Origin of the sequence: Streptomyces sp. NPDC050564 (genome assembly GCF_044457265.1) — a bacterium.
Lineage (GTDB): Bacteria > Actinomycetota > Actinomycetes > Streptomycetales > Streptomycetaceae > Streptomyces.
On the sequence record NZ_JBITGS010000033.1, the window covers coordinates 1 to 26,827 of the forward strand.

At 70.3% G+C, this 26,827-nt stretch carries 21 protein-coding genes; 13 read left to right on the plus strand and 8 right to left on the minus strand.

What is annotated here, in order from left to right; all coding sequences use genetic code 11:
• Nucleotides 1-171: 171 nt before the first annotated feature.
• Nucleotides 172-1,158, plus strand: a complete 987-nt coding sequence (locus ACIBK0_RS38690) for a D-cysteine desulfhydrase family protein (protein ID WP_399090643.1) — start codon at nucleotides 172-174, stop codon at nucleotides 1,156-1,158.
• A gap of 4 nt (nucleotides 1,159-1,162) precedes the next feature.
• Here the strand turns inward: ACIBK0_RS38690 and ACIBK0_RS38695 are convergent, their stop codons facing one another.
• The 4 genes from ACIBK0_RS38695 to ACIBK0_RS38710 all read right to left on the minus strand — a co-directional run bounded on the left by ACIBK0_RS38695 (nucleotide 1,163) and on the right by ACIBK0_RS38710 (nucleotide 7,447).
• Nucleotides 1,163-2,032: a sulfotransferase family protein gene (locus ACIBK0_RS38695; protein ID WP_399090904.1), complete on the minus strand. Its 870-nt coding sequence runs from the start codon at nucleotides 2,030-2,032 to the stop codon at nucleotides 1,163-1,165.
• Nucleotides 2,033-2,222: 190 nt separating this feature from the next.
• Complete coding sequence (locus ACIBK0_RS38700) at nucleotides 2,223-5,279, minus strand: alpha-mannosidase (protein WP_399090646.1); 3,057 nt, start codon at nucleotides 5,277-5,279, stop codon at nucleotides 2,223-2,225.
• Nucleotides 5,280-5,307: 28 nt separating this feature from the next.
• Nucleotides 5,308-6,645 carry a 6-phospho-beta-glucosidase gene (locus tag ACIBK0_RS38705; RefSeq protein WP_399090649.1) on the minus strand — a complete coding sequence of 446 codons (1,338 nt, stop codon included), beginning with the start codon at nucleotides 6,643-6,645 and terminating at the stop codon, nucleotides 5,308-5,310.
• 52 nt (nucleotides 6,646-6,697) lie between these two features.
• Nucleotides 6,698-7,447 (minus strand): DeoR/GlpR family DNA-binding transcription regulator, encoded by a 750-nt coding sequence (locus ACIBK0_RS38710; RefSeq protein WP_399090907.1) that lies wholly within the window; start codon nucleotides 7,445-7,447, stop codon nucleotides 6,698-6,700.
• Between the two features lie 126 nt (nucleotides 7,448-7,573).
• Here ACIBK0_RS38710 and ACIBK0_RS38715 point away from each other — a divergent pair, with 126 nt between their 5' ends.
• The 8 genes from ACIBK0_RS38715 (at nucleotide 7,574) to ACIBK0_RS38750 (ending at nucleotide 19,309) form a co-directional block, all read left to right on the plus strand.
• Entirely contained in the window at nucleotides 7,574-8,620 is a 1,047-nt protein-coding gene (locus ACIBK0_RS38715; protein ID WP_399090652.1) for a carbohydrate kinase family protein, read from the plus strand.
• Nucleotides 8,621-8,710: 90 nt separating this feature from the next.
• Nucleotides 8,711-9,997 carry an ABC transporter substrate-binding protein gene (locus ACIBK0_RS38720; protein WP_399090655.1) on the plus strand — a complete coding sequence of 429 codons (1,287 nt, stop codon included), beginning with the start codon at nucleotides 8,711-8,713 and terminating at the stop codon, nucleotides 9,995-9,997.
• Nucleotides 9,997-10,959: a carbohydrate ABC transporter permease gene (locus ACIBK0_RS38725; protein WP_399090659.1), complete on the plus strand. Its 963-nt coding sequence runs from the start codon at nucleotides 9,997-9,999 to the stop codon at nucleotides 10,957-10,959. Before ACIBK0_RS38720 ends, ACIBK0_RS38725 begins: the two co-directional genes overlap by 1 nt.
• A 12-nt stretch (nucleotides 10,960-10,971) precedes the next feature.
• A complete protein-coding gene (locus ACIBK0_RS38730) occupies nucleotides 10,972-11,808 on the plus strand; it encodes a carbohydrate ABC transporter permease (RefSeq protein WP_399090662.1) in 837 nt (278 codons plus the stop codon).
• Nucleotides 11,808-14,837, plus strand: a complete 3,030-nt coding sequence (locus ACIBK0_RS38735; RefSeq protein WP_399090665.1) for a glycoside hydrolase family 2 TIM barrel-domain containing protein — start codon at nucleotides 11,808-11,810, stop codon at nucleotides 14,835-14,837. The genes ACIBK0_RS38730 and ACIBK0_RS38735 overlap by 1 nt, the downstream gene beginning before the upstream one ends.
• A gap of 71 nt (nucleotides 14,838-14,908) precedes the next feature.
• Nucleotides 14,909-16,765: a LamG-like jellyroll fold domain-containing protein gene (locus ACIBK0_RS38740; protein ID WP_399090668.1), complete on the plus strand. Its 1,857-nt coding sequence runs from the start codon at nucleotides 14,909-14,911 to the stop codon at nucleotides 16,763-16,765.
• 28 nt (nucleotides 16,766-16,793) lie between these two features.
• Nucleotides 16,794-18,461 carry a histidinol-phosphatase gene (locus tag ACIBK0_RS38745; RefSeq protein ID WP_399090671.1) on the plus strand — a complete coding sequence of 556 codons (1,668 nt, stop codon included), beginning with the start codon at nucleotides 16,794-16,796 and terminating at the stop codon, nucleotides 18,459-18,461.
• Nucleotides 18,461-19,309 (plus strand): hypothetical protein, encoded by an 849-nt coding sequence (locus ACIBK0_RS38750; RefSeq protein WP_399090674.1) that lies wholly within the window; start codon nucleotides 18,461-18,463, stop codon nucleotides 19,307-19,309. Before ACIBK0_RS38745 ends, ACIBK0_RS38750 begins: the two co-directional genes overlap by 1 nt.
• Nucleotides 19,310-19,312: 3 nt before the next feature.
• Here ACIBK0_RS38750 and ACIBK0_RS38755 read toward each other — a convergent pair whose 3' ends face one another.
• From ACIBK0_RS38755 to ACIBK0_RS38770, 4 genes are read right to left on the minus strand one after another with little or no spacing between them, the layout of a single operon-like run.
• Complete coding sequence (locus ACIBK0_RS38755; protein WP_399090677.1) at nucleotides 19,313-19,768, minus strand: MaoC family dehydratase; 456 nt, start codon at nucleotides 19,766-19,768, stop codon at nucleotides 19,313-19,315.
• Complete coding sequence (locus ACIBK0_RS38760; protein ID WP_399090680.1) at nucleotides 19,765-21,291, minus strand: long-chain fatty acid--CoA ligase; 1,527 nt, start codon at nucleotides 21,289-21,291, stop codon at nucleotides 19,765-19,767. The genes ACIBK0_RS38755 and ACIBK0_RS38760 overlap by 4 nt, the downstream gene beginning before the upstream one ends.
• A 51-nt stretch (nucleotides 21,292-21,342) precedes the next feature.
• On the minus strand, nucleotides 21,343-22,215 hold the full coding sequence (locus tag ACIBK0_RS38765; protein WP_399090910.1) for an amidohydrolase family protein: 873 nt from the start codon (nucleotides 22,213-22,215) through the stop codon (nucleotides 21,343-21,345).
• 11 nt (nucleotides 22,216-22,226) lie between these two features.
• Nucleotides 22,227-23,144, minus strand: a complete 918-nt coding sequence (locus ACIBK0_RS38770; protein ID WP_399090683.1) for an SDR family NAD(P)-dependent oxidoreductase — start codon at nucleotides 23,142-23,144, stop codon at nucleotides 22,227-22,229.
• A 319-nt stretch (nucleotides 23,145-23,463) separates the two neighbouring features.
• Here ACIBK0_RS38770 and ACIBK0_RS38775 point away from each other — a divergent pair, with 319 nt between their 5' ends.
• From ACIBK0_RS38775 to ACIBK0_RS38790, 4 genes are all read left to right on the plus strand, one after another.
• On the plus strand, nucleotides 23,464-23,892 hold the full coding sequence (locus ACIBK0_RS38775) for a MarR family winged helix-turn-helix transcriptional regulator (RefSeq protein WP_399090686.1): 429 nt from the start codon (nucleotides 23,464-23,466) through the stop codon (nucleotides 23,890-23,892).
• Entirely contained in the window at nucleotides 23,889-24,656 is a 768-nt protein-coding gene (locus ACIBK0_RS38780; RefSeq protein ID WP_399090689.1) for an IclR family transcriptional regulator, read from the plus strand. The genes ACIBK0_RS38775 and ACIBK0_RS38780 overlap by 4 nt, the downstream gene beginning before the upstream one ends.
• An 85-nt stretch (nucleotides 24,657-24,741) precedes the next feature.
• Nucleotides 24,742-26,004: a sensor histidine kinase gene (locus ACIBK0_RS38785; protein ID WP_399090692.1), complete on the plus strand. Its 1,263-nt coding sequence runs from the start codon at nucleotides 24,742-24,744 to the stop codon at nucleotides 26,002-26,004.
• Nucleotides 26,001-26,669 (plus strand): response regulator, encoded by a 669-nt coding sequence (locus tag ACIBK0_RS38790; protein WP_399090695.1) that lies wholly within the window; start codon nucleotides 26,001-26,003, stop codon nucleotides 26,667-26,669. The genes ACIBK0_RS38785 and ACIBK0_RS38790 overlap by 4 nt, the downstream gene beginning before the upstream one ends.
• The last annotated feature ends 158 nt before the right edge of the window (nucleotides 26,670-26,827 follow it).

Genomic DNA, 26,827 nt, shown 5'->3' on the forward strand with positions numbered 1-26,827 from the left:
CCTCCTTATGCCCCCCGCGCCCGCGCGGCGGCCGGGCCGCCCGGGGGGGGGGGGGGCCGCGCGCGCCGCCCCCCCCCCCCCCGGGGGGGCGGGGCCGCCCCCCCCCCCCCCCCCCCCCCCCCCCCCCACCACCCGGTCCACCCCAAGGACCGCGGCGGTCATACTCACGAGGTGACGACGACGCCTTCCGATGAGAGCACCCCGCCGCGCGCCCGGCTGGGCAGCTGGCCCACCCCGCTCGAACCCGCTCCCCGACTGGCCCGCGCGCTCGGTCTGGGCGCGGGCGACCTGTGGGTCAAGCGCGACGACCTCACCGGACTGGGCGGCGGCGGCAACAAGATCCGCAAGCTGGAGTGGACGTGCGGGGCCGCCCTGGCGGAGGGCGCCACCACCCTGGTGACCACCGGCGCGCCACAGAGCAACCACGCACGGCTGACCGCGGCCGCGGGCGCCCGGCTGGGACTCCGTGTCGTCCTCGTGCTCGCCAGAGCGGCGGGATCGTCGGCCTCCGGCAACCTCGCGCTCGACGGGCTCTTCGGCGCCACCGTCGTCTGGGCGGGCGACGGTGAGCCACCGGAGTCCCGGGCGCGGCAGGTGGTCGAGGAGCTGCGGCGGCGGGGCGAGGTCCCCGCGCTGATCCCCTTCGGAGGGTCCAGCGCGCTCGGCGCCCGGGGCTACGTCGAGTGTGCGCGCGAACTCCTGGGCCAGGCACCCGACGTGGCCAACGTCGTCGTCGCGCTCGGCTCGGGCGGCACCATGGCCGGGCTCGTCGCCGAGCTCGGCGGCGGACGTGTGCTCGGCGTGCACTGCGGCGCTGTCGCCGACCCCGCCCGGACGGTGTCGGACCTGACCGCCGCGCTGACCGGCAGGCCCTGCGCGCCACAGGCGCTGCGGATCCGGCTCGACCAGGTCGGAGACGGGTACGGCACGCTCACCGAACCGGTCATGAGCGCCCTGACCCTGGCCGCGCGCACCGAGGGCATCGTCCTCGACCCGATCTACACCGGACGCGCGATGGCGGGGCTGGTCGCTGCCGTCGAGGACGGCGACATCACCGCGGGGCAACGCACCGTCTTCCTGCACACCGGTGGTCTGCCCGGACTCTTCGGCCACCCCACGACGCTCGCGCGAGCGGAGGCCGCCCTGCTCGGCGAGTGACCGGTCAGCCCGCCGGATATCCCCAGGCGCGCGCCAATTCCTCCAGCCGGGGCGGCAGTTCAACCTCGGGATCGGCGCCGCGGGCGGGCTGCACGCGGCCCGACCTGATGGTGTCGCTCCAGTCGCCGAGCTGGGGGCGGAAAGTGCCGTGGTCGTGGGTGCCGTAGTCGAGCATGCCGCTCTCCCACGAGACGCCGAGATAGTCGCAGACGCCGCGGGTGGTCGGCTCGGGGTCGGCTGTGAGCCGTTCGTACGTGATCACGTGGGCGTCGAGGTTCTGGCGGGCCTCTTCCAGCTTCTCGCTGTAGTCGAGGACCTCCGCGGTGATGGCCTCATGGTCCGGGTCCGAGCGGCGGTTGGTCAACGAGGTGATGACCGCGCCCGGGTGGCGGAGCAGGACGATGTAGCGGGCGTTGGGCCAACATCGGTGCAGGCGGGGCCAGACGAGGGTGTTCGGAGGGGTCTTGTCGACGATGATCCGCTTGCCGCTGCGGGTGAGTTCGAGATGCAGCAGCCGGTCCCACAGGGCGTGTTCCAGCTCGTCCTTGTCGAGTTCGAGCGCCTTCATGGCATCCGCGGTGAAGTCACGGGACAAGTGGACGTGGACGGTGCGCAGATGCATCTCGTGCGGGGCCCGGATCTGGCTGTGGCTGTTGAGCAGAACCCGCAGCAGCGTCGAGCCGGAGCGCACGGAGGAGAGCACGAAGACGGGCGAGTCCACCAGACGCGGGGCGCGCGGGGCGACGTACGACCGCTCGTCGGGGGTCCCGGAACTCCGGGGCGACGGGACGCCGTCCAGGATCCGCCGCGGCGGGCGCACCGCCTCGGCCATCAGCCTCCCCCTGCGCCTCAGTCCCCTGCCGATCGCGGCCATACGCGGGTCCTGCACGGTGGCACCTCTCTTCTCTCGCGTCTCCCCCGCATCACAGGGGGGAAGGGAGAACTCCAGGTGTCGCGCAGGAAACGTGCCGTGGTCACGGCGGGTGGCGCACCCACCGTGACCAGGCCTCTTACCGCTTCCTTAATTCTTCGTGGGAACAGCGGTCACGTTCATGGCAGCACGGTCACTTCTTCTCCACGGCCAGGCGCAGTGTCTGCACTTCGAAGGGCCGCAGCGTGACCGGGACCGCGTTCCCGTCGGTGTCCACCTCCGAGAGCGGGCGCTCCAGGAGGTCGGTCACCCGGGCCCCGGCGAGCGGGAAGCCGGTGCGCAGGGTGCCGGTGGCACGGCCGCCCCGGGACTCGTAGAGGCGCACGACGAGATCGCCCGAGGCGTCGTCGGCGAGCTTGACCGCCTCGATCGTCACGCCCTCGCCGTCGACGGAGACCACCGGCTCGGCGGGACCGGCGGAATCGGCCACCCGCAGCGGCAGGTTGAGCGCGTAGCCCTCCGCGACCGCGTCCTCGACACTCGCTCCGGGGAGGAGTGCGTACGTGAAGCGGTGCTTGCCCTGGTCCGCCCCCGGGTCGGGCACGCGCGGGGCGCGCACGAGCGACAACCGTACGGTCGTCGTCGTACCGCCGTCCTCGCGGACCGTGCGGGAGACGTCGTGGCCGTACGTCGAGTCGTTGATGACCGCCACGCCGTAGCCGGGTTCGCCGATGTGCACCCAGCGGTGGCCGTACACCTCGAAGCGGGCCGCCTCCCAGCTCGTGTTGGTGTGGGTGGGGCGCTGGACGTGGCCGAACTGGATCTCGGCGGAGGAGTGCGGAGCCCTGATGTCCACCGGGAAGGCGGCCTTGAGGAACTTCTCGGCCTCGTGCCAGTCGATCTCCGTCTCGACGTCGATACGGGGGCTGCCGGCCCGGACGGTGATCGTCTGGACGATCTTCGAGCCCTTGCCGAACGACCGCTCCACGCGGATCGCACCGAGCAGCGGGTCCTGGTCGACGACCGTGATCGAATCGGCGTCCAGGAGGTCCGTGTAGCGGTTCTTGTAGTGCTTGTCGACGTCCCAGGCGTCCCAGTAGTTGGGCAGGTCGGTGTGCAGACGCAGCAGGTTGCCCTTGTCGGCCAGGACTTCGCGGTTCGCCGTGAGGTCGCGGACCGAGGCGAAGGTTCCGTCTTCGGCCAACTCGACGCGGACCAGTCCGTTTTCGAGGGTGCGGCCCGCGACCTTCACGGGGTGCGGGGGCTGTCCCGTGCCGAGGGGGGCGCTGCCGTTGGCGGGGACCTCGGTGTAGGCCAGGGTGCCGTCCGGGGCGCGGACGACCTCTGCGCGTCGACAGGGGCTGGTGTTGAAGACAAAGGCGCCGCTACCGGCGGTGGCTGCGAACGCGGTCACTGCCTCCCGGGTGAGCGCCTCCAGCTCCTGCGCCACCCGGGCGTACTCCGCCTCCGCCTCCCGGTGCACCCACGCGATCGACGACCCCGGCAGGATGTCGTGGAACTGGTGGAGCAGGACCGTCTTCCAGAGCCGGTCGAGCTTCTCGTACGGGTAGGTGTAGTCCGGCGCGTGCAGCGCGGCGGTCGTCGCCCACAACTCGGCCTCGCGGAGCTTGTGTTCGCTGCGCCGGTTGCCCTGCTTGGTGCGGGCCTGGGAGGTGTACGTGGCGCGGTGCAGCTCCAGGTAGAGCTCACCGACCCAGACGGGGGCGTCCGGGTACTCTTCCCGGGCCTTCGCGAAGAACGCGTCGGGGTGCTCGACCACCACCTTGGGCGAGCCCTCCAGGTCGGCCAGCCTGCGCGCCCGTTCCATGATCTCGCGGGTCGGGCCGCCACCGCCGTCGCCCCAGCCGAAGGGGGCCAGGGATCTCGTGGCGGCGCCCTTCTCCTGGTAGTTGCGCGTCGCGCGGGCCATCTCCTCGCCGCTGAAGCGGGCGTTGTAGGTGTCGACCGGCGGGAAGTGGGTGAAGATACGCGTGCCGTCGATGCCCTCCCACCAGAAGGTGTGGTGCGGGAACTTGTTGGTCTGGTTCCAGGAGATCTTCTGCGTCAGGAACCAGTCGTTGCCGGCGAGCTTGGCGAGCTGCGGGTAGGCCGCGTTGTAACCGAAGGAGTCGGGCAGCCAGACGCCCTTGGTCTCGATCCCGAAGTGCTCGATGAAGAACCGCTTGCCGTGGATGAGCTGGCGGGCGATCGCCTCGCCGCCGGGCAGGTTGCCGTCGGCCTCGACCCACATGCCGCCGACCGGCGCCCACTGCCCCTTCTTCACGGACTCCTGGATGCGGGCCCACACCTGCGGGTAGTTGTCGCGCACCCACGCGTACTGCTGGGCCTGCGAGCAGGCGAAGACGAACTCCTCGTACTCGTCGGCGAGCGAGGTGACGTTGGAGAACGTGCGGGACGTCTTGCGCTTGGTCTCGCGGATCGGCCACAGCCAGGCGGAGTCGATGTGGGCGTGGCCCACGCCGGAGATGCGGTGGGCGCTGGCATGCGCGGGCTTGGCAAGAGCCGGGGCCAGGACCTCGCGGACAGCCGCCGCACTGCCGGAGATGTCGTCCAGGTCCAGGGCATCGAGGGCGCGGTCCAGGGTGTGCATGATCTCGTGGCGGCGCGGGTCGCGCTCGCCGAGTTCGAGCATCAGCTCGCGCAGCACCTGGACGTCCAGGTCGAGGTGCCAGACCTCCTCGTCGAGGATCGCGACGTCGGCCCGCTTGAAGACGTACAGCGGCTTGTCGCCGGCGGTCAGGACGTCGCCGAGCGGGGTCGGGCGCGCGAAGTCGCCTGCGAGGATGTCGGGGTTCGAAGCCGCCTCGACGAGGTAGTCGACCGATTCCCCTCCCACCACCGGGTTGCCGATCGGCACGTACTGGTTGAGCGGGTTGACCGCCTTCAGCGGCGTGCCGTCCGTGCGGTGGACGAGGGCCTCGGCCTGGTTGCCCGGCCAGTCGCCGACGAAGCCCAGGTCGATGACTGCCTCGACACGCTTCCCCGCCCACTCGGCCGGGACCCGGCCGCGCATCCTGAACCAGGTCGTACCCCACGGCGGACCCCACGGGGTGTCCATCGCGAAGGGCTTGTAGGAGGCGGCCGCCGCCTCCTCGAACGGGACGGGCTCGCCGGGGGCCTGCCAGGCCTCGACCTCGAAGGGTACGGACGCGGCGTATATCGCGGGCTTGATGCGCTGGTCATGGATGCGCTCTACGCGCTCCTCGATCCGGCGGCGTTCGTCGTGCATAAGAAGTCTCCAGGGAGGTGGAAAGCGCTTACTTAAGGTACGCCAGGCCAGGGTGGACCGAGGTGTATCCGTCGACGAGGTTGCGTGCCACGTTCACGGAGTCCACGAGCGGATGCAGGGCGAAGGCCTTCACCGCGTTGGTGCGCGAGCCCGACTCGGCCGCGGACAGCACTTCGCGCTCCACCGCCTTGACCGCGCACACCAGCCCGGTCGCGTGGTCCGGCAGCGGGTCCACCGCGACGGGATGCGCGCCGTTGGCGTCGACGAGGCACGGCACCTCGATGACGGCCTCCGTGTCGAGGACGGAGAGGGTGCCGCGATTGCGGACGTTGAGGATGAGGGTGGTGCGCTCGTCACGGGCGATGGCCCGCATCAGGGCGAGGGCGACCTTCTCGTAACCGCCGGAGAGGTCGTCCGCGTCGCGTTCGCCCGCGCCGGCCGTCTCCCGGTTCTCGGACATGTACGTGGCCTCGCGCTCGGCGCGGGTCCGGTCCCAGGCGGTCAGCGCGGCGGCGTCCGGGCGCTTCATCTCGTCGTAGAACCGGGCCTGCTGGTCGCGCAGGAAGGCGCCGCGGGTCTTCTCCGCCTCCTGGTAGGCGCGGACGGCTTCGCGGTTGAAGTAGTAGTAATGCAGGTATTCGTTCGGGACGGCACCCAGGGACTGGAGCCACTCGGGGCCGAAGAGCTTGCCCTCCTCGAAGGAGCCGAGCAGCTCCGGGTCCGCGAGCAGCCGCGGGAGTTCGTCGCGGCCCGCGACACGCAGCCCCCGCACCCAGCCGAGGTGATTGAGGCCGACGTAGTCGATCCAGGCCTCGCGCGGATCGGCGCCGAGAATCTTGGCGATACGGCGGCCGAGGCCGACCGGCGAGTCACAGATGCCGATCACACGGTCCCCGAGGTGGCGAGACATGGCCTCGGTGACCAGACCCGCGGGGTTGGTGAAGTTGATGACCCAGGCGTCGGGGGCGAGGCGGGCCACCCGCTGTGCGATGTCGACGGCCACGGGCACCGTGCGCAGCCCGTACGCGATACCGCCCGCGCCGACCGTCTCCTGACCGAGGACACCCTGGTCCAGGGCGACCCGCTCGTCCGCCGCGCGCCCCTCGAGGCCACCGACCCGGATCGCGGAGAAGACGAAGTCGGCGCCACGCAGGGCCTCGTCGAGGTCGGTGGTGACGGTCACCGCGGGCGCGTCGGGCACGCCGGCCGCCTGCTCGGCGAGGACGCGGGCCACGGCGGACAGCCGTCCGGCGTCGAGGTCGTGCAGCACGACCTGGGTGACGCGGCCCTCGGCGCGGTCCCCGAGGAGCGCACCGTACACGAGCGGGACGCGGAATCCGCCGCCGCCCAAAATGGTCAGCCTCACGCAATTACCACCTTTGCAGTTCGTGCATTGACGCAGGACGGGCGGCCGGGGCTCACGCCACGACCACTTGTACGCCTGCTTCCTCCAAGGAGGACCGCGTCGCCGCGTCCACCGGCGCGTTCGTCACCAGCACGTCCAGATCCTCAGGGCCGCAGACCTTCGCCATCCCCGTCCCCGGGAACTTGGCCCGGTCGGCGAGCAGCACCACCCGCTCCCCGGCCTTGATCATGGCGCGCTTGACCGGCACCTCGACGACGGTCGTGTCCATCACCTGCCCGCCCGGCCGGACCCCGCTGGTGCCGAGGAAGAGCCAGTCCGCGTGCAGTTGGCGCAGGTTGTCCTCGGTGAGGAAGCCGACCAGGGAGCGGTACTCGCGGCGGACCATCCCGCCGAGCAGCACCAGCTCTATGCCCTCGTCGTCCACGAGTTCCTCGTAGACCACCAGGTTGCTGGTGATCACGGTGATCCTGCGGCCGTGCAACTGCCGGGCCAGCCGGTACGCGGTGGTGCCGATGTCCAGGAGGACGGACTGACCGTCCTCGACGAGGGAAGCGGCCTTCGCGGCTATGGCGTCCTTCTCGGGCACCCGCACCTCGGCGACCTCGGCGAAGGGCTGGTCGCCCTCGTCCACGACCGCGCCGCCGTGCACCCGCGTCAGCAGACCCTCCTCCTCCAGCTTCAACAGGTCACGGCGGACCGTGGCCGGGCTCACGCCCAGCTGTTCGGAGAGATCGGTCACGGCGGCGGGACCGCCGGAACGCAGGGCCCGCAGGATGAGTTGATGTCGTCGCTCTGCCAGCACGCCGTGAACAGTACTCGTCATTCCCAATCATTTCTATGCTCAGTTCTGCTCGACTCTTGCCAAATCCTCGGGAGGCGCGCACGATCCTGTGCACCGCTTGCAGACTTTTGACGAGAGGATGCGCCCGTGGGCGACGAAGGGCCCGATGTCCTGCTGACCGGGCTGCTCTTCTACGACCTCGTCCTCACCGGACTGGGCAAGCCGCCGACGCCGGGTGAGGAGATCTGGACCGAGGGCATGGGCGTGAGCCCCGGCGGCATCGCCAACCTGGCGGTGGCGGCCTCCCGTTTCGGCCTGCGCACCTCCCTGGCCACGGTCTTCGGCGACGACCGCTACGGCGCGTACTGCCGTGAAGTCCTCGCCGACCAGGAGGGCATCGACCTGGCGCTCTCCCGCACCGCGGACGGCTGGCACACCCCGGTCACCGTCTCGCTCGCTCTCCCCGGAGCGCTCGGCCCCGCTCGAGCAGGGGGAACCCCCGTCCACGACCGTGCCCTGGTCACCCACGGCCAGGAACCCCCGTACTCGCAGGACGTGCTGATGGGCGACCCGCCCGAGGCGCGCACCGCGCTGGTGCACATCGAGGCCGAGCCGCGCGCCTGGCTCGCCAAGGCGGCCGCGAACGGCACGCAGATCTACGCCGACGTCGGCTGGGACCCCACCCAGCAGTGGTCCACCGACCTGCTCGACCAGCTCTCCCTGTGCCATGCCTTCCTCCCCAACGAGGCCGAGGCGATGGCGTACACGCGTACCGACAGTGCGGTGGCGGCGCTCGGCGCCCTCTCCGAACTGGTGCCGGTTGCCGTGGTCACGCGAGGCGGCGACGGCGCGGTGGCCGTGGACCAGACGACGGGCGAGTACGCCGACGTACCCGCCCTGGACATCGATGTCCTGGACCCGACGGGCGCCGGGGACGTCTTCGGCGCGAGCTTCGTCGCGGCCTCGCTCGGCGGCTGGCCACTCGAGGAACGCCTGCGCTTCGCGGTGCTGGCCGCCGGCCTGTCCGTGCGGCGGCACGGCGGTGCGCTTGCCGCGCCCGGCTGGTACGGCGTGCACCGCTGGTGGCACTCCCTCGGCGACCCCGAACTACGGCGTGCGTACGGCTTCCTGGCCGACCGGATCCCGGCCGACCCTGGCCCGCCCGTCCAGTACGCGCCCGTCACCCCCCGCTGAACCCCCGATCGGTACCTCTCGCTTTCGCGGAACGCCGAAGAACGTCGAAGACGTCGAAGAACGTCAAAGAACCGAAAGGCGGTGGGAGCTGTGCGGCTCTCACGAAGAAGCCTGCTGCGCGCGGGCCTGGCCGGTACGGCCGCCACGGCGCTCGGCGGCCTGGCGACCGGCTGTGCCGTTCCGACCGGTTCCACCGGCCGGAACATGGTCATGTGGTACTGGAGCGGCGGGCTGAGCCCGAAGGTCGTCCAGGACGCCAAGACCCGCTACGACAGTTCGGTGAACCTGCAGGCCATCCAGATCGGCGGCTACTACCGCTCGAAGCTGATGACCACCATGACCGGACGCGCCCACATCCCGGACATCGCCGGACTCAAGGGCGAGGACATGGCCTCGTACCTGCCGAACTCCGACCAGTTCGTGGACCTGCGCACCCTCGGCGCCGACAAGCTGAAGGACCAGTACCTGCCCTGGAAGTGGAACGAGGGCATCGCCGAGGACGGCTCGATGGTGGGCTTCCCGATCGACTGCGGTCCGGTCGCGCACTACTACCAGCCGGCCGTCTTCGAGAAGGCCGGGCTGCCCTACGAGCCGACCGACGTGTCCAAGGAGCTGGACACCTGGGAGAAGTTCCTCGCGGCCGGTCAGCAGCTCAAGAAGCGCATCCCGGGCACGTTCATCCTCACCGACGCCCTCAGCATCTACGGCATCTCGATCAACCAGACGACCAAGCGGTTCGTCGACAAGGACCGGCACTTCATCGGCGACCAGGAGCATGTGCGCACCGCCTGGGACCGCGCGGTCGAGGCCACCCGCCGCGGCCTGGTCTCGAAGATCGTCAACGGCACGCCGGACAACATATCGGCCACCGAGCGAGGCCTGCTGCCCAGCCAGCTGAACGCCTCCTGGGCGGCCGGCGACATCAAGCTCAACACGCCGAAGACCAAGGGCAAGTGGCGGGTGGCGGCCTGTCCGGGCGGGCCGTCGAACATCGGCGGTTCGTTCCTTGCCATCACCACCGCGTGCCGGGAGCCGGAGCAGGCCTTCGAGATGATCACCTGGATGCTCGACGCGGACAACCAGGCCCAGGGCTTCGTCGACTCGGTGCTCTTCCCCTCGACCCCGGCGTCGTACGGCCTGAAGAAGCTCCGCGAACCCGACGCGTTCTTCGGCAACCAGATCACCATGGACGTCTTCGGACCGGCGGCGGAGAAGATCCCGGTCGCCTACAACAGCCCGTACGACATCGCGCTCAAGACCCCGATCGACGACGAGCTGCGGAACTTCTCCGTCCTCGGCAAGGACGAGAAGCAGGCCTGGAAGGACGCCATGAGCAAGTGCCGGCGCATCGCGGACCACCTGGGGGTGAGTTACTGATGGCTACCGCACCCGTGGTCGAGACACCGCCGGCGGTCGTGGCCAGCGCCCCCGTCGTCCATCAGAAGAAGGGCATCCTGAGCTACTGGCGGCTGTACGCCGCGATCTCCCCCTTCTATCTCCTGTTCCTCGCCTTCGGCCTGATCCCGGTCGGCTTCTCGCTCTACCTGTCCTTCCATCGCTGGGACGGGCTCGGCTCAATGGAGTTCGCGGGCCTGTCGCAGTACCGCTATCTGCTGGGGGACAGCCAGTTCTGGACGGCGATCGGCAACACGATCATCATCTGGGCGCTGGCCACCTTCCCCATGATCTTCCTGGCGATGGTCACGGCCGTGCTGCTGAACTCGGCGGTCCGCTTCAAGAACGTCTACCGCTTCGCGTTCTTCCTGCCGAACGTCACCTCGATCGTGGCCGTCGCGATCATCTTCGGCTCGGTCTTCTCCACCAACTTCGGCCTGATGAACGCCGTGTTGCAGGCGCTCGGCCTGGACCAGGTGGCGTGGCTGAACAGTCCCTGGGGCATCAAGGTCGCCATCGCGACGCTGATGACCTGGCAGTGGACCGGCTACAACGCGATCATCTTCCTCGCCGGGCTCCAGACCATCCCGAGCGAGCTGTACGAGGCGGCGCGGATGGACGGCGCCGGGCCCGTGCAGACCTTCTTCCGCATCACGCTGCCGCTGCTGCGTCCGGTGCTGCTCTTCGTGCTGGTCATCTCGACCGTCACCGGACTGCAGAGCTTCTCCGAACCGCAGGTGCTGCTGCAGACCACGGACAACAACTCGTCGTTCGCGGGCGGTCCGGGACACGCGGGCCAGACGATGGTCCTCTACTTCTTCCAGCAGACCTTCGACAACAACGACTTCGGATACGGCGCCGCCGTCGCCTGGGGCATCTTCCTGGTCGTCATCCTCTTCTCGATCATCAACTGGCGGCTGGTGCAGCGCCGGGGCGAAGACTAGGAGACCGCCACCATGGCATCCATCAAGGGTTCGCGGCAGCGGGGCACAGCCCTCCACCTGGTCCTGATCGTCGGCCTGCTGCTCTCGGTCTTCCCGTTCTACTGGGCCGTGATCATGTCGACGCACTCGTCGACCGAGATCTTCTCCTACCCGCCGAAGCTGCTGCCCGGCTCGCACTTCCTGGAGAACCTCCGCCACCTCTTCGACAACGTCGACTTCTTCGGGTCGATGTTCAACTCCCTGCTCGTGGCCGGCTCGGTCACGGTCCTGGTCCTCTTCTTCGACTCCCTCGCGGCCTTCGTCTTCGCCAAGTTCCAGTTCCCCGGGCGCCGGGTGCTCTTCGCGCTGATGATGGCGATCTTCATGGTGCCGGCGCAGCTCCAGGCCATCCCGCAGTTCGTGATCATGGCGAAGCTGGGCTGGATCGGTTCGATGACCGCGCTGGTCGTCCCGGCGGCGGCCAACGCGTTCGGCATCTTCTGGATGCGCCAGTACATGAAGAGCGCCATCCACGACGAACTCCTCGACGCCTCCAAGCTCGACGGCGCCGGATTCCTGCGCCAGTACTGGCACGTGGCGCTCCCGGTCGTCCGGCCCGGCCTCGCCTTCCTCGGCATCTTCACCTTCATGGGCCAGTGGAACGACTACGCCTGGCCGCTGATCGCCCTCACCAACCCGGACAACGTGACCCTCCAGGTAGCCCTGTCCCAGCTCAACGGCGTCCACGGCACCACCGACTACGGGATGGTCATGACGGGCGCGCTGCTGGCCCTCATCCCGCTGCTGATCGTCTTCGCGATCGGCGCCAAGCAGATCATCGGCGACCTCGGCAAGGGGGCCATCCGCTGATGACCGATCCGTCGATCCGCGGACCACTGCCCGCCGATCCCCTGATCGCCCTGCGCCCCTGGGAGGCACCTGAGGTGACCTCCTGGGGGCGGTTGCCGATGAACACCGTCGACCGACGGCCGGGCGCGCTGTCGCTGGACGGTGACTGGCGGTTCCAGCTGCTGCCGGCGCCCGACGGCTCGCTCGGTGACTGGGCCCGGATCGAGGTCCCCGGCGCCTGGACCATGCAGGGCACCGACGACCTCCCCCGGTACACCAACTTCCGGATGCCGTGGGGCGAGTTCCCGCCCGCGTCGCCCGCCGCCAACCCGACGGGCGTGTACGAGCGTGACGTGGACGTCCCCGCCGAGTGGTCCGGTCGCCGGATCGTGCTCCAGGTCGGAGCCGCCGAGAGTGTTCTGCTGGTCCATGTCGACGGGCGGCCGGTCGGCATCTCCAAGGACTCGCACCTCGCGGCGGAGTTCGATCTCTCGGAGATCGTCCGTCCCGGGCGGCGCGCCACCGTACGACTCACCGTCGTGAAGTGGTCCGACGCCTCGCACATCGAGGACCAGGACCAGTGGTGGCACGGCGGGATCACCCGCTCAGTCCTGCTGTACGCCACCGATCCGCTGTATCTGGCCGACGTGACGGTGCGGACGCGGCTCGACGGGGAGCTGCGGGTGGACTGTCAGATGCGGAGCAGTTCGGGCGCGCTGCCCGAGGGCTGGTACGTCAGCGGGGAGCTGGACGGTCAACACCTTGCGCAGGACGCGGAGTTCGACCGTTTCAACACCGAGGACGGCCGGGTTTCCGACTTCCTCGGCGAGGCACGCCTCGCCACGGTCGTCCGCGACGTCCGCCCGTGGACCGCGGAGACGCCCGCGCTCTACGGCCTGACCGTACGGCTGCACCGCGCCGACGGTTCGGTCGCCGACACCTCGTACCACCGCGTCGGCTTCCGCGAGGTGGAGATCCGCGGCCGGGACCTGCTCCTCAACGGCAGGCGGATCTACATCCGGGGCATCAACCGGCACGACTTCGATCCGCTGACGGGACGGACGGTGTCGTACGAGGACATGCGCGCGGACCTGGAGCTGCTGAAGCGCTTCGGGTTCAACGCGATCCGCACGGCCCACTACCCGAACGACCCGACCCTCCTCGACCTCGCCGACGAGCTCGGCTTCTACGTCGTGGACGAGGCGAACATCGAGGCGCACGACCACGCGCACGAGATCGCCGACGACCCGCGCTACACCAGTGCCTTCGTGGACCGTGTCGCGCGGATGGCGCTCCGCGACAAGAACCATCCTTCCGTCATCATCTGGTCTCTCGGCAACGAGTCCGACTACGGCGCCAACCACGACGCCGCCGCGGGCTGGCTGCGCCGCCACGACCCGACCAGGCCGCTGCAGTACGAGGGCGCGGCCAAGCTCGACTGGGCCGACCCGAGCGTCGCGTCCGACATCGCCTGCCCCATGTACGCGCCCATCGAGGACTGTGTCGCCCACGCCCTCTCCGGGACGCAGACCAAGCCGCTCATCCAGTGCGAGTACTCACACGCCATGGGCAACAGCAACGGCACGCTCGCCGACCACTGGGCCGCCATCGAGTCAACCCCGGGGCTTCAGGGCGGTTTCATCTGGGAGTTCTGGGACCACGGCATTCTCCAACGCGTGAACGACGGAAGACCGGCCGGGCGCGGTGGCGCCGGGCTGTATGACAACGGTGTCGCGGCACCGGGCCACCGCTGGGCGTACGGCGGCGACTTCGGCGAGGCGATCCACGACGGCGCTTTCATCGCCGACGGGGTCGTCTTCCCCGACCGGACCCCGAAGCCGGTGATGTACGAGCACCGGGAGATCGCGGCGCCGGTGACGCTGACGAACTTCCACCACGAGGGGCCGGCCATCGCCAACCGCCAGCACTTCCGGGGGCTGGAATGGCTGGCCGCCGAGTGGGAGCTGTCGCTCGCGGACGGCGGCACGCTGACGGCTGCGGCCGAGCTGCCCGACGTGGGCCCCGGCGAGTCGGCCACGGTTCCGCTGCCCTTCGCGCTGCCCGAAGACGCGGGCGAGGCGTGGCTGACGCTGCGCGTGACGACGGCGGACGACGAGCCATGGGCGTCGCGCGGCACAGTGGTGTGCCTGCCACAGGTGCGACTGTGGGCCGCGCCCGACAGGGGGGACGACAGCGGGGACCACTTCGAGGACAAGGACGTCTCGCGGGACGTCCCCGCGGCAGGCGAGCCCGTCGACATCGACGAGGACGGACTCCTCCTTCACCCGCTGCTCACCGCCGCGCCCGTGCTCTCGCTGTGGCGGACCCCCACCGACAACGACGAGCTGGGCGGCGCCGCGGCGCGCTGGCGCGCCTGGGGACTCCACACGCTCGTCCGCAAGGTCGTCGCCGTCCACCGTGACGGCGAGCGAAGCGAGATGGGGATCCCCGGGGCCGAAGGCCGAGGGAGCGTCACCGTGCTCGCCGAGTACGACACCCGGGCGGGCACTGTGCGCCATGAGCAGGTGTTCACGCGCGTCGAGGGTGGTGTCCTCGTCGAGGAATCGGCCGAGCTGCCGGACGGCCTCGACGACGTGGCGCGGGTGGGCTCGGTCTTCGAGACCGTCCCCGGGCTCGATGTCCTGGAGTGGTACGGGCCGGGTCCCTGGGAGTCGTATCCGGACCGCTGCGCCGGCGCGCCCGTCGGCCACCACTGCCTGCCCGTGGACGAGCTGTTCACTCCCTATCTGCGTCCGCAGGAGAGCGGCGGACGGCACGGCGTACGACAGTTCACGCTGTCGGCGCCCGACGCCACCGGCCTCTCGGTCGCACTGGACGAACCGCGCCAGGTGTCCGTGACGCGGTACCGCGCCGCGGACCTGGCCACCGCCACCCACCACGACGAACTGGTACCGCGGCCCGGCTGCGTCGTGCACATCGACGCCGCGCACCGGGGCCTGGGCACCGCCTCGTGCGGGCCCGACACCTCGCCCGAGTACCTCATCGACACCGGTACGCACCGCTGGTCCTGGACGCTGCGCGTGCTCTGACCCCGCTCGCATCCACCTCTTCGACGCCTCCTCGCGCACCCACCTCTTCGACGCCCCTTGATGGAGCAGACGTGTGTACTTCGCATGCCCGGACGCAGGCCGGTCAGGCCGACGCCCAAGCCGGCCAGGCCGATGCGGGAAGACGTAACTTCCTGCGGGCCACGGCGCTGATCGGCGCGGCCGCCACGACCGTCGCGCTGCCCCCGGCCGCCCAGGCGGCAGCCCGTGAGGCGAGCCGGCGGCCCGACCCCGAGAGCCGCCGCTTCACCCTCGCCGTCATGCCCGACACCCAGTACCTCTTCGACGGCCCGAGCATCAACCCCGCGCCGATCGAGGCCTCGCTCCGCTACCTCCTGGAGCACGGCAAGGACGAGAACATCGTCTTCCTCTCGCATCTGGGCGACCTCACGGAGAACGGCGCACAGGCCGAATTCGACGCGGCGGGCAAGGCGTTCGAGCTGCTCGACCGGCGCGGCGTGGGCTACAGCGTGCTCGCGGGCAACCATGACATCAGGTCGTCCACGGACGACCAGCGGGGGGCGACGCCGTACCTCGACGTCTTCGGGCCGCAGCGCTTCGCGCACCACCGCACCTTCGGCGGTGCCTCGCCGGACGGCTACAACACCTTCCACCTCTTCACCGCCGCCGGTCGGCAGTGGCTCGTCCTCGCGCTGGACTGGCGGCTGTCGGCGAAGGGCTACGCGTGGGCGAAGGACGTCATCGCGGCGCACCCCAAGACGCCCGTCATCCTCACCACGCACGAGCTGGTCGTCGAGGACGACACCCTCTCCTCGTACGGACAGCGCCTGTGGGACGAACTGGTCGACGATCACGACCAGATCTTCCTGACCCTCAACGGTCACTACTGGCCCGCCGCCCGCGCCACCCGCAAGAACGCGGCCGGGAACGACGTACATCTACACCTGACGAACTATCAGAATCGCTACTACGGCGGCGCGGCGATGATCCGCCTCTACCGCTTCGACCTCGACCGGAACACCATCGACGTCGAGACGATCTCGCCGTGGATCCTGGGCCGGGCCGCCAAGGGCCTCAACGAGCTGGAGCGGCAGGAGATCGAACTCAGCGGCGACGCCGACCGGTTCTCCGTCGCCCTCGACTTCGAGGAGCGCTTCGCGGGCTTCGCGCCGGTGCCCGCCCGACCCTCGCGGCCCGCCTCGCAGATGCTCGTCCGGGACACCGTCGCGTACTGGCGCTTCGACGGACACGACGACGGTACGGCGGTCGAGGGCACGGTCCGCGATCTGTCCGGGCACGGGAACGACCTGACCGTCGTGAAGGTCGCCGACGGCGCCCTCAGCTGGTCGTCGGCCCACCACCCGGACCAGCCGGGCCACGGCAGCCTCACCTTCCAGGGCGGCAAGCCTCCTCTGAAGGGCGCGTACTTGCGCACGGTCGACGGCGCCCCGCTCAACTCGGCGACCTTCCCGCGCGGTTACACCATCGAGGCCTTCTACCAGCTGCCCGACGACTGGGACGCCTCGCACAACGCCTGGGCCTCGCTGATCAGCCGCACCGGCACCGGCGGCGGCGCGGGCAAGACCGCGGACGACCCGGACGAGCCGCTCGCCACGCTCTCCCTGTCCGACGGGCCCGGCCCGCAGTGGGCGGTCCGGCCGCTCAACCAGCAGGGCATCACCACCAACTGGGGGGACGAGACGGCCCGGGAGCAGTGGTGGCACGTCGCCGTCGTCAACGACGGCTCCCACACCACGATGTACGTCCAGGGCTGCCCGGTCGCCCGCAATCCGCACGCCTCCGCCGTCGGACTCACCTCCCTCGGTCTGCCGTGGCTGCTCGGCGGCTACGAGTACGCGGGGAAGATCGACCAGATTCTGCACGGCCGGCTCGGCGACGTCCGGATCGTCGAGCGCGCCCTTCCCGTCACGTCGTTCATGAACCACTGACCCCAAGACCCGAGGGACTCACACGATCATGACCGAGCAGCAACTGCCCGACTGGGCCGATCCGTCCGTCTCCCCCGCCGCGCTGGACCCGCAAGGCATGTCGCGGCGCGGGCTGCTGCGTCGCGCGGGCCTGTTCGGGGCGGCCTTCGCGGTGGGCTCGCTCGCGACTCCCGCGGCCGCCTCCGCCGGACGCTACGGCGGCAACGATCCGCGCCTCGCCTACCTCGTGGGCGACCACCACATCCACTCCGTCTACAGCCACGACGCGAAGTACACGTTCTCCCAACTCGCCCGGGCCGGCGCCCGGTACGGGCTCGACTGGATGGTCTTCAACGAGCACTCCAACTTCGGGCACGCCGACTACGGCGCGAAGCTGGAACACCAGGAGATCCTCAAGGCGCGCGCCCAGAACCCGCGCCAGCTGATCTTCCAGGGCCTGGAGTGGTACATCCCGGCCGCCGAGCACGCCACCGTCTTCGCCGCTCCCGGCCCGCACGAGGTGGACCTCCTTACCCAGTTCGAACTCGCCTACGACGGCAAGCTGCTGGGCTACACGGCGGGCTCCCCGACCCACCCGGACACGGCGCGCAACGAGGCGCACGCGGTCAAGGCCATCGAGTGGCTGGCCGCACAGCGCCGCACCGGGTACGTCGACGACGTCCTCGTTCTCGCCAACCACCCGCTGCGCCTGGGCATCGACTCCCCGCACGAGATGCGCAACTGGCGCGACGCGGCCCCCGAGATCGTGATCGGCATGGAGGGCGCGCCCGGCGCCCAGGGCGGCGGCATCCCCGGCTGGGTCGGCTCCGGCCAGCAGCGCGGCGAGTACGTCAACAAGCCGTCCGAGAACTCCTTCGCCGGGTACCCGCAGGACGCGTACGTTCTGTACGGCGGCTTCGACTGGATGACGGCGACCGTCGGCGGCATGTGGGACGCGATGCTCGCCGAGGGGCGGCTCTTCACGATCACCACCAACTCCGATGTGCACCGCGTCGTCTTCGACACCTGGAAGAACGGCGACTGGGCGCCCGGGCAGAACTTCGACAACACCGGGCACCTCCCCGACCCGGTGAACACCGACACGCAGCAGCCGGGCGGCGACTTCTGGCCCGGCCAGTTCAGCCGCACGCATGTGGGCGTGACCCGCTACGGCTACCGTGCGGTGATGGCGGGCCTGCGCGCGGGCCGGGTCTGGCTGGACCACGGCCATCTGCTCGACGGGCTGGACGTCCGGCTGAAGCGGGACCGCGACCACGGCCCCGGGGTGACCATGGGCGGCCGGCTGCGCGTCCGCAAGGGCGAGAAGCTCACGCTGAGCGTCACCGTGACGACCGCCACGCGCCCCAACCCCCAGGGAATCCTGCCAGAGTTGGCGCACGTCGACGTGATCCGCGGCACGGTGCGCGGCCCGGTGGCCGACCGCGACGACTGGCGGGCGCCCGACACCAGGGTCGTCCACACGCGGGACGTGAGCGGCCGGAAGGGGACCTACACCCTGCGCATCCCGCTGGTCGCCGGCGACGAGTCCTTCTACGTCCGGCTGCGCGGCAGCGACGGCAACCGCAATGGTGCCGGATATCTCGGCGCCTCGATCGACCCGCACGGCCCGATTCCGCACGTGCCCGGCAACGGTGACCCGTGGGTCGATACGTGGTTCTATGCCAACCCGGTCTTCGTCGATGTGGCAGGTGTGTAATGATTCGTCAGTTCCTCGCTCTGGCCTCCCTGTTAGGTGTCTTCACGGTCGGCATGAGTACGTCGTCCGCCGTCGCCGGCGAGCCCCGCTGGACCGAGTCCGGCACGGCGTACGTCGACTCGCTGAGCGGAGGTCAGGGGCTGGCGAGCCGCGCGAACGGCTCACTGCTGTACCGCGGGCTCGCCTCCATCCCCCTGGACCTGCGGATCAAGGGCTGGAACCACGTGGGCGACCCGGACATCGCACAGGGCTATGTGTTCGACGCCTATCAGGGACCGGACACGGCGACCTCGAAGATGTTCGCCGTCACCACACCCGCCGGGAAGCGCTACGAGTACGTCCATCAGCTCGACCCGGGCGAGAAGCTGAACAACTCCTTCGCCACCGTGTCGCCCGACGGGCAGTGGCTGGTGTCGGGCGAGTGGGGCGACCAGAACCGGCTCCAGGTCTTTCCCGCTCCCCTGCTCAATGCGTCGACCCCGCGTACCGGCGGTGCCCTGCCGGAGGTCTGGCAGATCACCCTCGACAAGCCGGTCCGTGACATCCAGGGCTGCGACTTCGTGAACTCCACCCGATTGCTGTGCGCCTCGGACGACGGCTCGCGCACGCTCTTCCCCGAGGACCGGCCGCTGCTCCAGGTCGACCTGGACCGGAACCTGGACGGTCAGCCGGTCACGGGCCATATCACCAGCCTCTTCGCGCTGCCGCAACGCAGCCTGTGCACGAGCGGGACCTACGAGGCGGAGGGCGTGGACTACGACACCGTACGCGGCACGCTCCGGGCCGAGGTGGTCTCGCCCGGAGCGTGCGCGGTGGCGACGACCGTGTACGCGTACCGCCAGGGCTAGAGGTCAGGCGTAGAAACGCGACAGGCTCTGCAGGACGGCGGCGGGCTTCCCGCCGCCGTCGATCTCTATCGTGCCGTCGACGGCGATCTGCACCCCGCCCGGCACGTCCTCGACCGAGGCGAGCCTCGCGACCAGACGGATCCGCGCACCGACCTTCACCGGCGAGGGGAAACGCACCTTGTTCAGGCCGTAGTTGACCTTCGTCGACACGCCCTCGACCTCCAGCAGCCCGGTGAAGAGCGGGATGAAGAGGGAGAGGGTCAGATAGCCGTGCGCGATGGGTGCGCCGAAGGGGCCCTCCGCGGCCTTCTGCGGGTCCACGTGGATCCACTGGTGGTCGCCGGTGGCGTCGGCGAAGGTGTTGATGCGTTCCTGGGTGATCTGGATCCAGTCGCTGGTGCCGAGGTCGCTGCCCGCGAGCTTCTTGAGTTCGTCGAGGCCGTTCACGGTGATGCTCATATGCGCTTCCCTGCTGATGAGTTGGTGGTGCCGTACCGCGTACGGACACGGGACTTGAGGAGCTTCCCTGAGGCGGTGCGCGGGAGTTCGTCCGCGATGACGACCGACTTCGGGATCTTGTACTTGGCGAGGCGTCCGGTGAGCGACGCGAGGACGGCGTCCGGGTCCAGTTCGACCCCCTCGCGGGCGACGACGACCGCGCGCGGCACCTCGCCCCACTTGTCGTCGGCGACGCCGATGACCGCGCACTCGACGATGTCGGGGTGGGCGAGGAGCAGGTCCTCGATCTCGGCGGGGTAGATGTTCTCGCCGCCAGAGATGATCATGTCCTTGATGCGGTCGACGATGAAGACATAGCCGTCCTCGTCGATCCGGGCGGCATCCCCGCTGCGGAACCAGCCGTCGGCGAAGACGGCGGCGGTCTCGTCGGGCAGGCCCCAGTACCCGGGCATGACGTGCGGGCCGCGGACGACCACTTCACCCGTCTCCCCGACGTCGACCGGCGTGAAGTCGGGCCGTACGACCCGCACATCGCTGAAGAAATGCGGCACCCCCGCCGAACCCGCCTTGCCGACCGCGTGTTCCGCGTCCAGGAAGAGGGTGCCGGGCGCGGCCTCGGTCATGCCGTAGCCCTGGAGGAAGGTGAGGCTGCGCTCCTGGTAGGCGGCGATCAGCGGAGTCGGCACCGGCGAGCCGCCGCAGGTGAGGATGCGCAGCGAGGACAGGTCGGCGTCGGCCCAGCGCGGATGCCGGGCCACCTGGTCGAACATGGTCGGCACACCGAACATGAAGGTGATCCGGTGCCGCTCGATCAGGTCGAAGGTGGCCGCCGGGTCGAAGGACTCGACCAGGACGCAGGTGCCGCCCTTGAGGAGCACCGGCAGGGTGAGCATGTTCAGCCCGGCCGTATGGAACAACGGGGCCGAGACCAGGGCGCGTTCGTCGGTGATCAGGTCGTGGTCGACGAGGACGTTGACCGCGTTCCAGGTCAGATTGCCGTGGGTGAGCATCGCACCCTTGGGGCGGCCCGTCGTGCCCGAGGTGTACATGATGATGCAGGTGTCGTTGGCGGTGACGGGCTGGTCCATCGCCTCGTCGTCGGCCCCGGCGATCAACTCCTCGTAGCGGTCGCCGACTTCGACGAACGTCCGCACATCGGTGCTGCCCGGCAGACCCGCGACGAGCCCCGCCAGCGACGGTGCGTAGAGCAGGGCCTTGGCGCCCGAATCGCCCAGCTGGTAGGCGATCTCGGGTCCGGCGAGACGGGGGTTGAGCGGCACGAAGACCGCGCCCAGGACACCCGCCGCGAAGAGCGTTTCGAGGTACGCCGGGTGGTTGGGGCCGAGATAGGCGATCCGGTCGCCGCGGCGCAGGCCCAGGGCGCGCAGGGCGTGGGCGAGCCGGGTCGTGCGGGAGTACAGCTCGGCGTAGTCGACGCTGCGGTCGCCGTGGATCAGGGCGGTGCGGTGCGGGGTCTTGCGGGCCCGGCGTGCGGGCCATGACCCCAGTCCCTCATTGCGCATCTGTCTGCCCCTGTCCGTCGTCGCACATGGGATGGCACATGGGGTGGCCCCTTACGGCGTGAGCCCGAGCAGGCGGGCGGCGTTCTCCTTGAGGATCTTCGGCTTGACCTCGTCCTTGATCGGCAGCTTCGCGAAGTCGGCGAGCCAGCGGTCGGGGGTGAGGACGGGATAGTCGGAGCCGAAGAGGACCTTGTCCTTCAGCAGCGTGTTGGCGTACTGCACCAGCTGGGGCGGGAAGTACTTCGGCGACCAGCCGGACAGGTCGATGTGCACGCCCGGTTTGTGCGTGGCCACCGCGAGCGCCTCGTCCTGCCAGGGGAAGGAGGGGTGCGCCAGGATGATCTTCAGATGCGGGAAGTCGGCGGCCACGTCGTCCACGTGCAGCGGGTTCGAGTACTTGAGCCGGATCCCGCCCCCGCCGGGCACGCCGGCGCCGATCCCCGTCTGTCCCGTGTGGAAGAGGGCGATCGTTCCGGTCTCCTCGATCACCTCGTACAGGTCGTACGCCACCGAGCGGTCGTTGGGGAAGAAGCCCTGGATGCTGGGGTGGAACTTGAAGCCCTTCACCCCGTACTCCTCGACCAGCCGGCGGGCCTGTCTGACCCCCGCCTTGCCACGGAAGGGGTCGATGGAGGCGAACGGGATCAGCACGTCCGGGTTGGCGGCCGCGGCCTCGGCGACCTCCTCGTTCGGGACGGGCTCGGTGCCGGTGGCGGACTCGGCGTCGACCGTGAAGATCACGGCGGCCATCTTCCGCTCGCGGTAGTGCGCGGCGGTCTCCTCCAGGGTCGGCTTGCGCTTTCCCTCGACCTTGAAGTAGGCGCTGGAGGCGTCGTGCAGGTCCTCGCCGAGCGAGGAGTGGCCCTTCGACGACACCTCGGCGTGGGTGTGGACGTCGATCGCGACGAGTTCGCTGAGGTCCATGGTGAGGGCCATCACGCCTCCGGCAGCTTCGGCGCGGGGATCCCGACGGTCTGCGGTTCGGCACCGACCGAGCCGGCCCAGACGTCGGCCAGGGTGTCCGGGGTCCAGCCGCCGTCCGCGTACGCCGCCTTGATCTCCTGCGGATGCGACCAGAGTGCCACCTTGTCGCCGCCGATGCCGATGGCCTGCCCGGTGACCCCGCGGGCGGCCTCGGAGGCGAGGAACGGGACGAGGGCCGCGCAGTCCTCGGGGGTGCCGAAGCCCTCGCCCTTGCGGAGGAAGTCGGGCAGCGGCTCGCCCTGCTTCATGGCCTCGATGTAGGGCGCGAAAGCCGGGATGGTCTCGGTCATCGCGGTCGCGGCGACGGGCACGATCGCGTTGACGGTGATGCCCGCGCGGCCCAGCTCCATCGACCAGGTGCGGGCCATGGCGGCGATGCCCGCCTTCGCCGCGGCGTAGTTCGTCTGACCGAAGTTCCCGCGCTGCCCGGCCGGCGAGCCGACCAGGATCATGCTGCCGCCCTCACCCTGCTCGCGCATCCGCACGGCGGCGGCGCGGGCGCAGGTGAAGGTGCCCTTGAGGTGGGTGGTGATCACCGCGTCGAAGTCCTCGTCGGTCATCTTCCACAGGACCTTGTCGCGCAGGATGCCCGCGTTGGTCACCAGGATGTCGAGCCGTCCGAACTCCTCCACCGCGCGGGCGACGAGCCGGTCGGCGGCCTCGGAGGTGCCGACCGCGACCACCTCGGCGACGGCCCTGCCGCCGGCCTCGGTGATGGACTTGACGGCCTGCTCGGCCACGGCCTCGTCGACGTCGTTGACGACCACGCAGGCGCCGACGGCCGCGAGGGCGTGTGCGTAGGCCAGGCCGAGGCCACGGCCGCTGCCGGTGACGACGGCGACCTTGCCGGTGAGATCGATGCTGGGCACGAGGGGTCCCTTCGAAGCTACGGATCAGCAAGCGCGGCCTGGGATGCCGAGCTGCGGCTACGAGATCGAAGCTAAGGACAATAATTGTTGACGTCAATAGTTGTTGCCGACTCATCCGTGCGTCATGCTGTGCGTAGTACGGCGTGGTAGCTGTGCGCGGTACGGCGCCGTCGTGAGCGCGGTACGGCCTCACGCCGTACAGAAGTACATCCGAACCGCCCCGCTCGGGGCCCGGCCCAGGGAGCCCGTCATCGCAGGTCAGCAGCGCGCGACAGAAATTGCCGGAGGCCCTGCCCCCATCGATGCCCAGGAACCGTGGATGCGCGGACTGCACGCGGACACCGGCTACCTCCTGTACCGGCTGGGGCTGCGCTCGGGGCAGCTGTTCAACACGTTCCTGCAGGAGTCGGGCCTCCGCCTGCGCCACTACGCGCTGCTCCGCTTCCTCGCCACCTCCGAAGGCGCGCTGCAGCGGGAACTGAGCTCGCGGCTCGGCTACGACCCGAGCGCGATCGTCGGGCTCGTCGACGATCTGGAGAAGCTCGGTTTCGCCGAGCGCCGCCCTTCACCGGACGACCGTCGCAGCCGGATCGTCGTGCTGACCGAGGACGGCCGGGCCTTCCTGCGCGACACCGACGAAGCCGGCCTGCGCGTCACGAACGATCTGCTCCAGCCCCTCGCCCCCGCCGAGCGAGCCACCCTGCACGCCCTCCTGCAACGGGTCGCGGAGACCGAACTCAACTCATGACCACCCTGTCCGCGCCCGACCGCCTGCTCGCCGTGCTCGCCGCCTTCGACCACGAGCACCCGGCCCTGTGCCTGTCCGACATCAGCCGCCGGGCCGGGCTCACCCTCACCACGGCCCACCGGCTGGTCGGCGCGCTCACCGAATGGGGCGCCCTGGAACGGGACGAGGACGGCGTCTACCACGTGGGCCTGCGACTGTGGGAGATCGCGGCGCTCGCCCCACGGGGCCTGGCGCTGCGGCAGATCGCGCTGCCCTACCTGGAGGACCTGTACGAAGCCACGCACGAGAACGTGCAGTTGGCGGTCCGTGACGGCTCCGAGGTCGTCTACATCGAGTGGATCTCCGGGCGCTCCGCGGTCGGCGTCCGCATCCAGGTGGGCGCCCGCTGGCCGCTGCACGCCACGGGTGTGGGGCTCGCGCTCCTCGCCCACACCGAGGCGGCGCTCCAGGAGGCGTACTGCGACCGTCCGCTCGCCTCGTTCACCCCGCACACCATCACGGACCCGGCTCGGCTGCGCCGCCTGCTGGCCGAAGTGCGGCGCACGGGGGTCGCGGTGAGCAGCCGTCAGGTCACCGACGACGCCCTGTCGGTGGCCGCTCCGGTACGCGGCACGGGCGGGACGGTCGTCGCGGCCGTCTCGGTGGTCGTGCCCGAGTCCGACGCACAGGTACCGGCGTTGATCCCGGCGGTACGGCTGGCGGCGCGCGGGATCTCACGGGCGCTCGGATGGCAGCCCGAAACGCGGGCGGCGCGCGACGCGTAGGACGCCGGATATCCCTCTCATCGGTGAGGACTTCGCCGCCCGGCGGTCGGGATACTGGGACGGCCCTTGCCTTGAGGAGCCGTGTATGTCCGCTCAGTCCTGGTTCGCGCCCGCCGTCTCCCGATGGAGGGCGGTGTTCTCACCCACCGCACTCCGATGGCGGTCGGTCTTCGCGCGGTTGCGCACGACGCATCCCTACGTTCTCGACACCGCGCTCGCCGCGCTGGTGCTGTTCGCCGCCTCGCTGCAGTGGATGTTCCCCGACGAGGGAGACGACCGGCTGTCCTGGCAGGGGTTCCTGCTGGCGGTCGGCACCGCGGTGCCGCTGGTGTGGCGGCGACGGGCGCCCTTCCTGTCGGCCTGCGCGGTGTCGATCTGCACGCCCGCCATGGCGCTGTATCACGCACCGCCACCGAACGTCGCCTACGGCGGACTGGTCGTCCTCTACACCGTGGCCACACTCTGCCCGCCCGCACAGCGCCGGTTCATGCTGGTGACCTGGCTGGTCGGCGCCTCACTGACGATGATGGCCAAGGAACACGCCCAGCCCTTCGAGTACGCCTTCCATCTGACGAGCTTCCTCAGCGCGTACGCGCTCGGGATCCTCACCCGCGTCCAGCGCGCGTACACCGCGGAGCTGGAGGACAGGGCCCGCCGTCTGGAGCGGGAGCGCGCCGCCGACACGGCGCGGGCGACGGCGCAGGAACGCGCCCGGATCGCCCGGGACATGCACGACATCCTGGCCCACGCGGTGAGCCTGATGGTGGTCCAGGCCGAGGCCGGCCCGGTGGTCGTGCGCAGCGATCCGGAACGCGCCGAGGCGGCCTTCGACGCGATCGCGACGAGCGGGCGCGACGCGATGCGACAGCTGCGGCGCATCCTCGGCGTGCTCAAGGAGGAGCAGGTGAACGGGGCATCGGCCCGGTTGCCGCAGCCCGGCATCGCGGCCCTGGCCGAACTGGTCGGCCAGGTCGCGGAGTCCACCGGCCTGCGGGTGGACTTGAGCACGACCGGCGCGCCCCGCCCGCTGCCCGCGGACACCGAGGTCGCCGCCTACCGGGTGGTGCAGGAGGCCCTCACCAACACCGTGAAGCATGCGTACGCTTCCACGGCACGGGTCGAACTCGACTGGACGGAGGACGCGTTGACGCTCACGGTGACGGACGACGGGCGGGGGCCGGGTACACGTGGGCCCACCACACCACCCGGCGGTCACGGGCTGATCGGCATCCGGGAGCGGGCCACCGCCTGCGGTGGCAGCGCGGACTCGGGGCGCGGTCCCGACGGCGGCTTCCGTGTCGCGGTACGCCTGCCCGCCACCGCCGGCCGGCAGGCGGCCCTGGGGTGAGCATCCGCGTGGTGGTCGCCGACGACCAGGAGCTGGTGCGCAGCGGCTTCAGCATGATCCTGGAGGCGCAGCCGGACATCGAGGTGGTGGCGGAGGCCGGGGACGGCGTGGAAGCCGTGGCGGCGGTACGGGAGCACGCGCCCGACGTGTTGCTGCTCGACATCCGTATGCCGCACATGGACGGTCTGGAGGCGGCCCGTCTGGTGTGCGCGGAGTCCGGCTGCAAGGTCGTCATGCTGACCACGTTCGACCTCGACGAGTACGTGTACGAGGCGCTGTACGCGGGCGCGAGTGGCTTTCTGCTCAAGGACGTTCGGCGTGACGACCTGGTGCACGCGGTGCGTGTCGTCGCGGCGGGCGACTCGCTCCTCGCGCCTTCGGTGACCCGCCGTCTGGTCGCCGACATCATCCGGCGCCGCCACGCCGAGGCGGCCACGGAACCCGCGCCGGGCCGACTGGAAACCCTCACCGCCCGCGAGGAGGAGACCCTGCGGCTGCTCGCCCGCGGCCTGTCCAACGCGGAGATCGCGACGACGCTCTTCGTGAGTGAACACACCGTCAAGACCCATGTCAGCAACATGCTGGGCAAGCTGGGACTGCGGGACCGGGTGCAGGCGGTGATCTGCGCCTACGAGACGGGTCTGGTGACACCCGGCGCCTCCTAGGTCCTGTTCGGCGGGCAGGACCGGCTCCCTCGCAGGAGTGAGGCAGGACCCGGTATCCGTCGCGAGGGGGAGTTCCCGAAACCGCTCCCCCCGGCGATACGGTGACCCCCTGTCCGGCGCGACGCTGAGTGGCGATGTCACCGACCGCACCCACCGCC

What these genes read in the sequence shown, in the direction of transcription:
- ACIBK0_RS38775 (WP_399090686.1), top strand. Translation starts at nt 23,464, where the DNA reads ATGCGCGGACTGCACGCGGACACCGGCTACCTCCTGTACCGGCTGGGG.
- ACIBK0_RS38750 (WP_399090674.1), top strand. Translation starts at nt 18,461, where the DNA reads ATGATTCGTCAGTTCCTCGCTCTGGCCTCCCTGTTAGGTGTCTTCACG.
- ACIBK0_RS38745 (WP_399090671.1), top strand. Translation starts at nt 16,794, where the DNA reads ATGACCGAGCAGCAACTGCCCGACTGGGCCGATCCGTCCGTCTCCCCC.
- ACIBK0_RS38695 (WP_399090904.1), bottom strand. Translation starts at nt 2,032, where the DNA reads ATGGCCGCGATCGGCAGGGGACTGAGGCGCAGGGGGAGGCTGATGGCC.
- ACIBK0_RS38730 (WP_399090662.1), top strand. Translation starts at nt 10,972, where the DNA reads ATGGCATCCATCAAGGGTTCGCGGCAGCGGGGCACAGCCCTCCACCTG.
- ACIBK0_RS38765 (WP_399090910.1), bottom strand. Translation starts at nt 22,215, where the DNA reads ATGGACCTCAGCGAACTCGTCGCGATCGACGTCCACACCCACGCCGAG.
- ACIBK0_RS38755 (WP_399090677.1), bottom strand. Translation starts at nt 19,768, where the DNA reads ATGAGCATCACCGTGAACGGCCTCGACGAACTCAAGAAGCTCGCGGGC.
- ACIBK0_RS38780 (WP_399090689.1), top strand. Translation starts at nt 23,889, where the DNA reads ATGACCACCCTGTCCGCGCCCGACCGCCTGCTCGCCGTGCTCGCCGCC.
- ACIBK0_RS38700 (WP_399090646.1), bottom strand. Translation starts at nt 5,279, where the DNA reads ATGCACGACGAACGCCGCCGGATCGAGGAGCGCGTAGAGCGCATCCAT.
- ACIBK0_RS38725 (WP_399090659.1), top strand. Translation starts at nt 9,997, where the DNA reads ATGGCTACCGCACCCGTGGTCGAGACACCGCCGGCGGTCGTGGCCAGC.
- ACIBK0_RS38785 (WP_399090692.1), top strand. Translation starts at nt 24,742, where the DNA reads ATGTCCGCTCAGTCCTGGTTCGCGCCCGCCGTCTCCCGATGGAGGGCG.
- ACIBK0_RS38735 (WP_399090665.1), top strand. Translation starts at nt 11,808, where the DNA reads ATGACCGATCCGTCGATCCGCGGACCACTGCCCGCCGATCCCCTGATC.
- ACIBK0_RS38760 (WP_399090680.1), bottom strand. Translation starts at nt 21,291, where the DNA reads ATGCGCAATGAGGGACTGGGGTCATGGCCCGCACGCCGGGCCCGCAAG.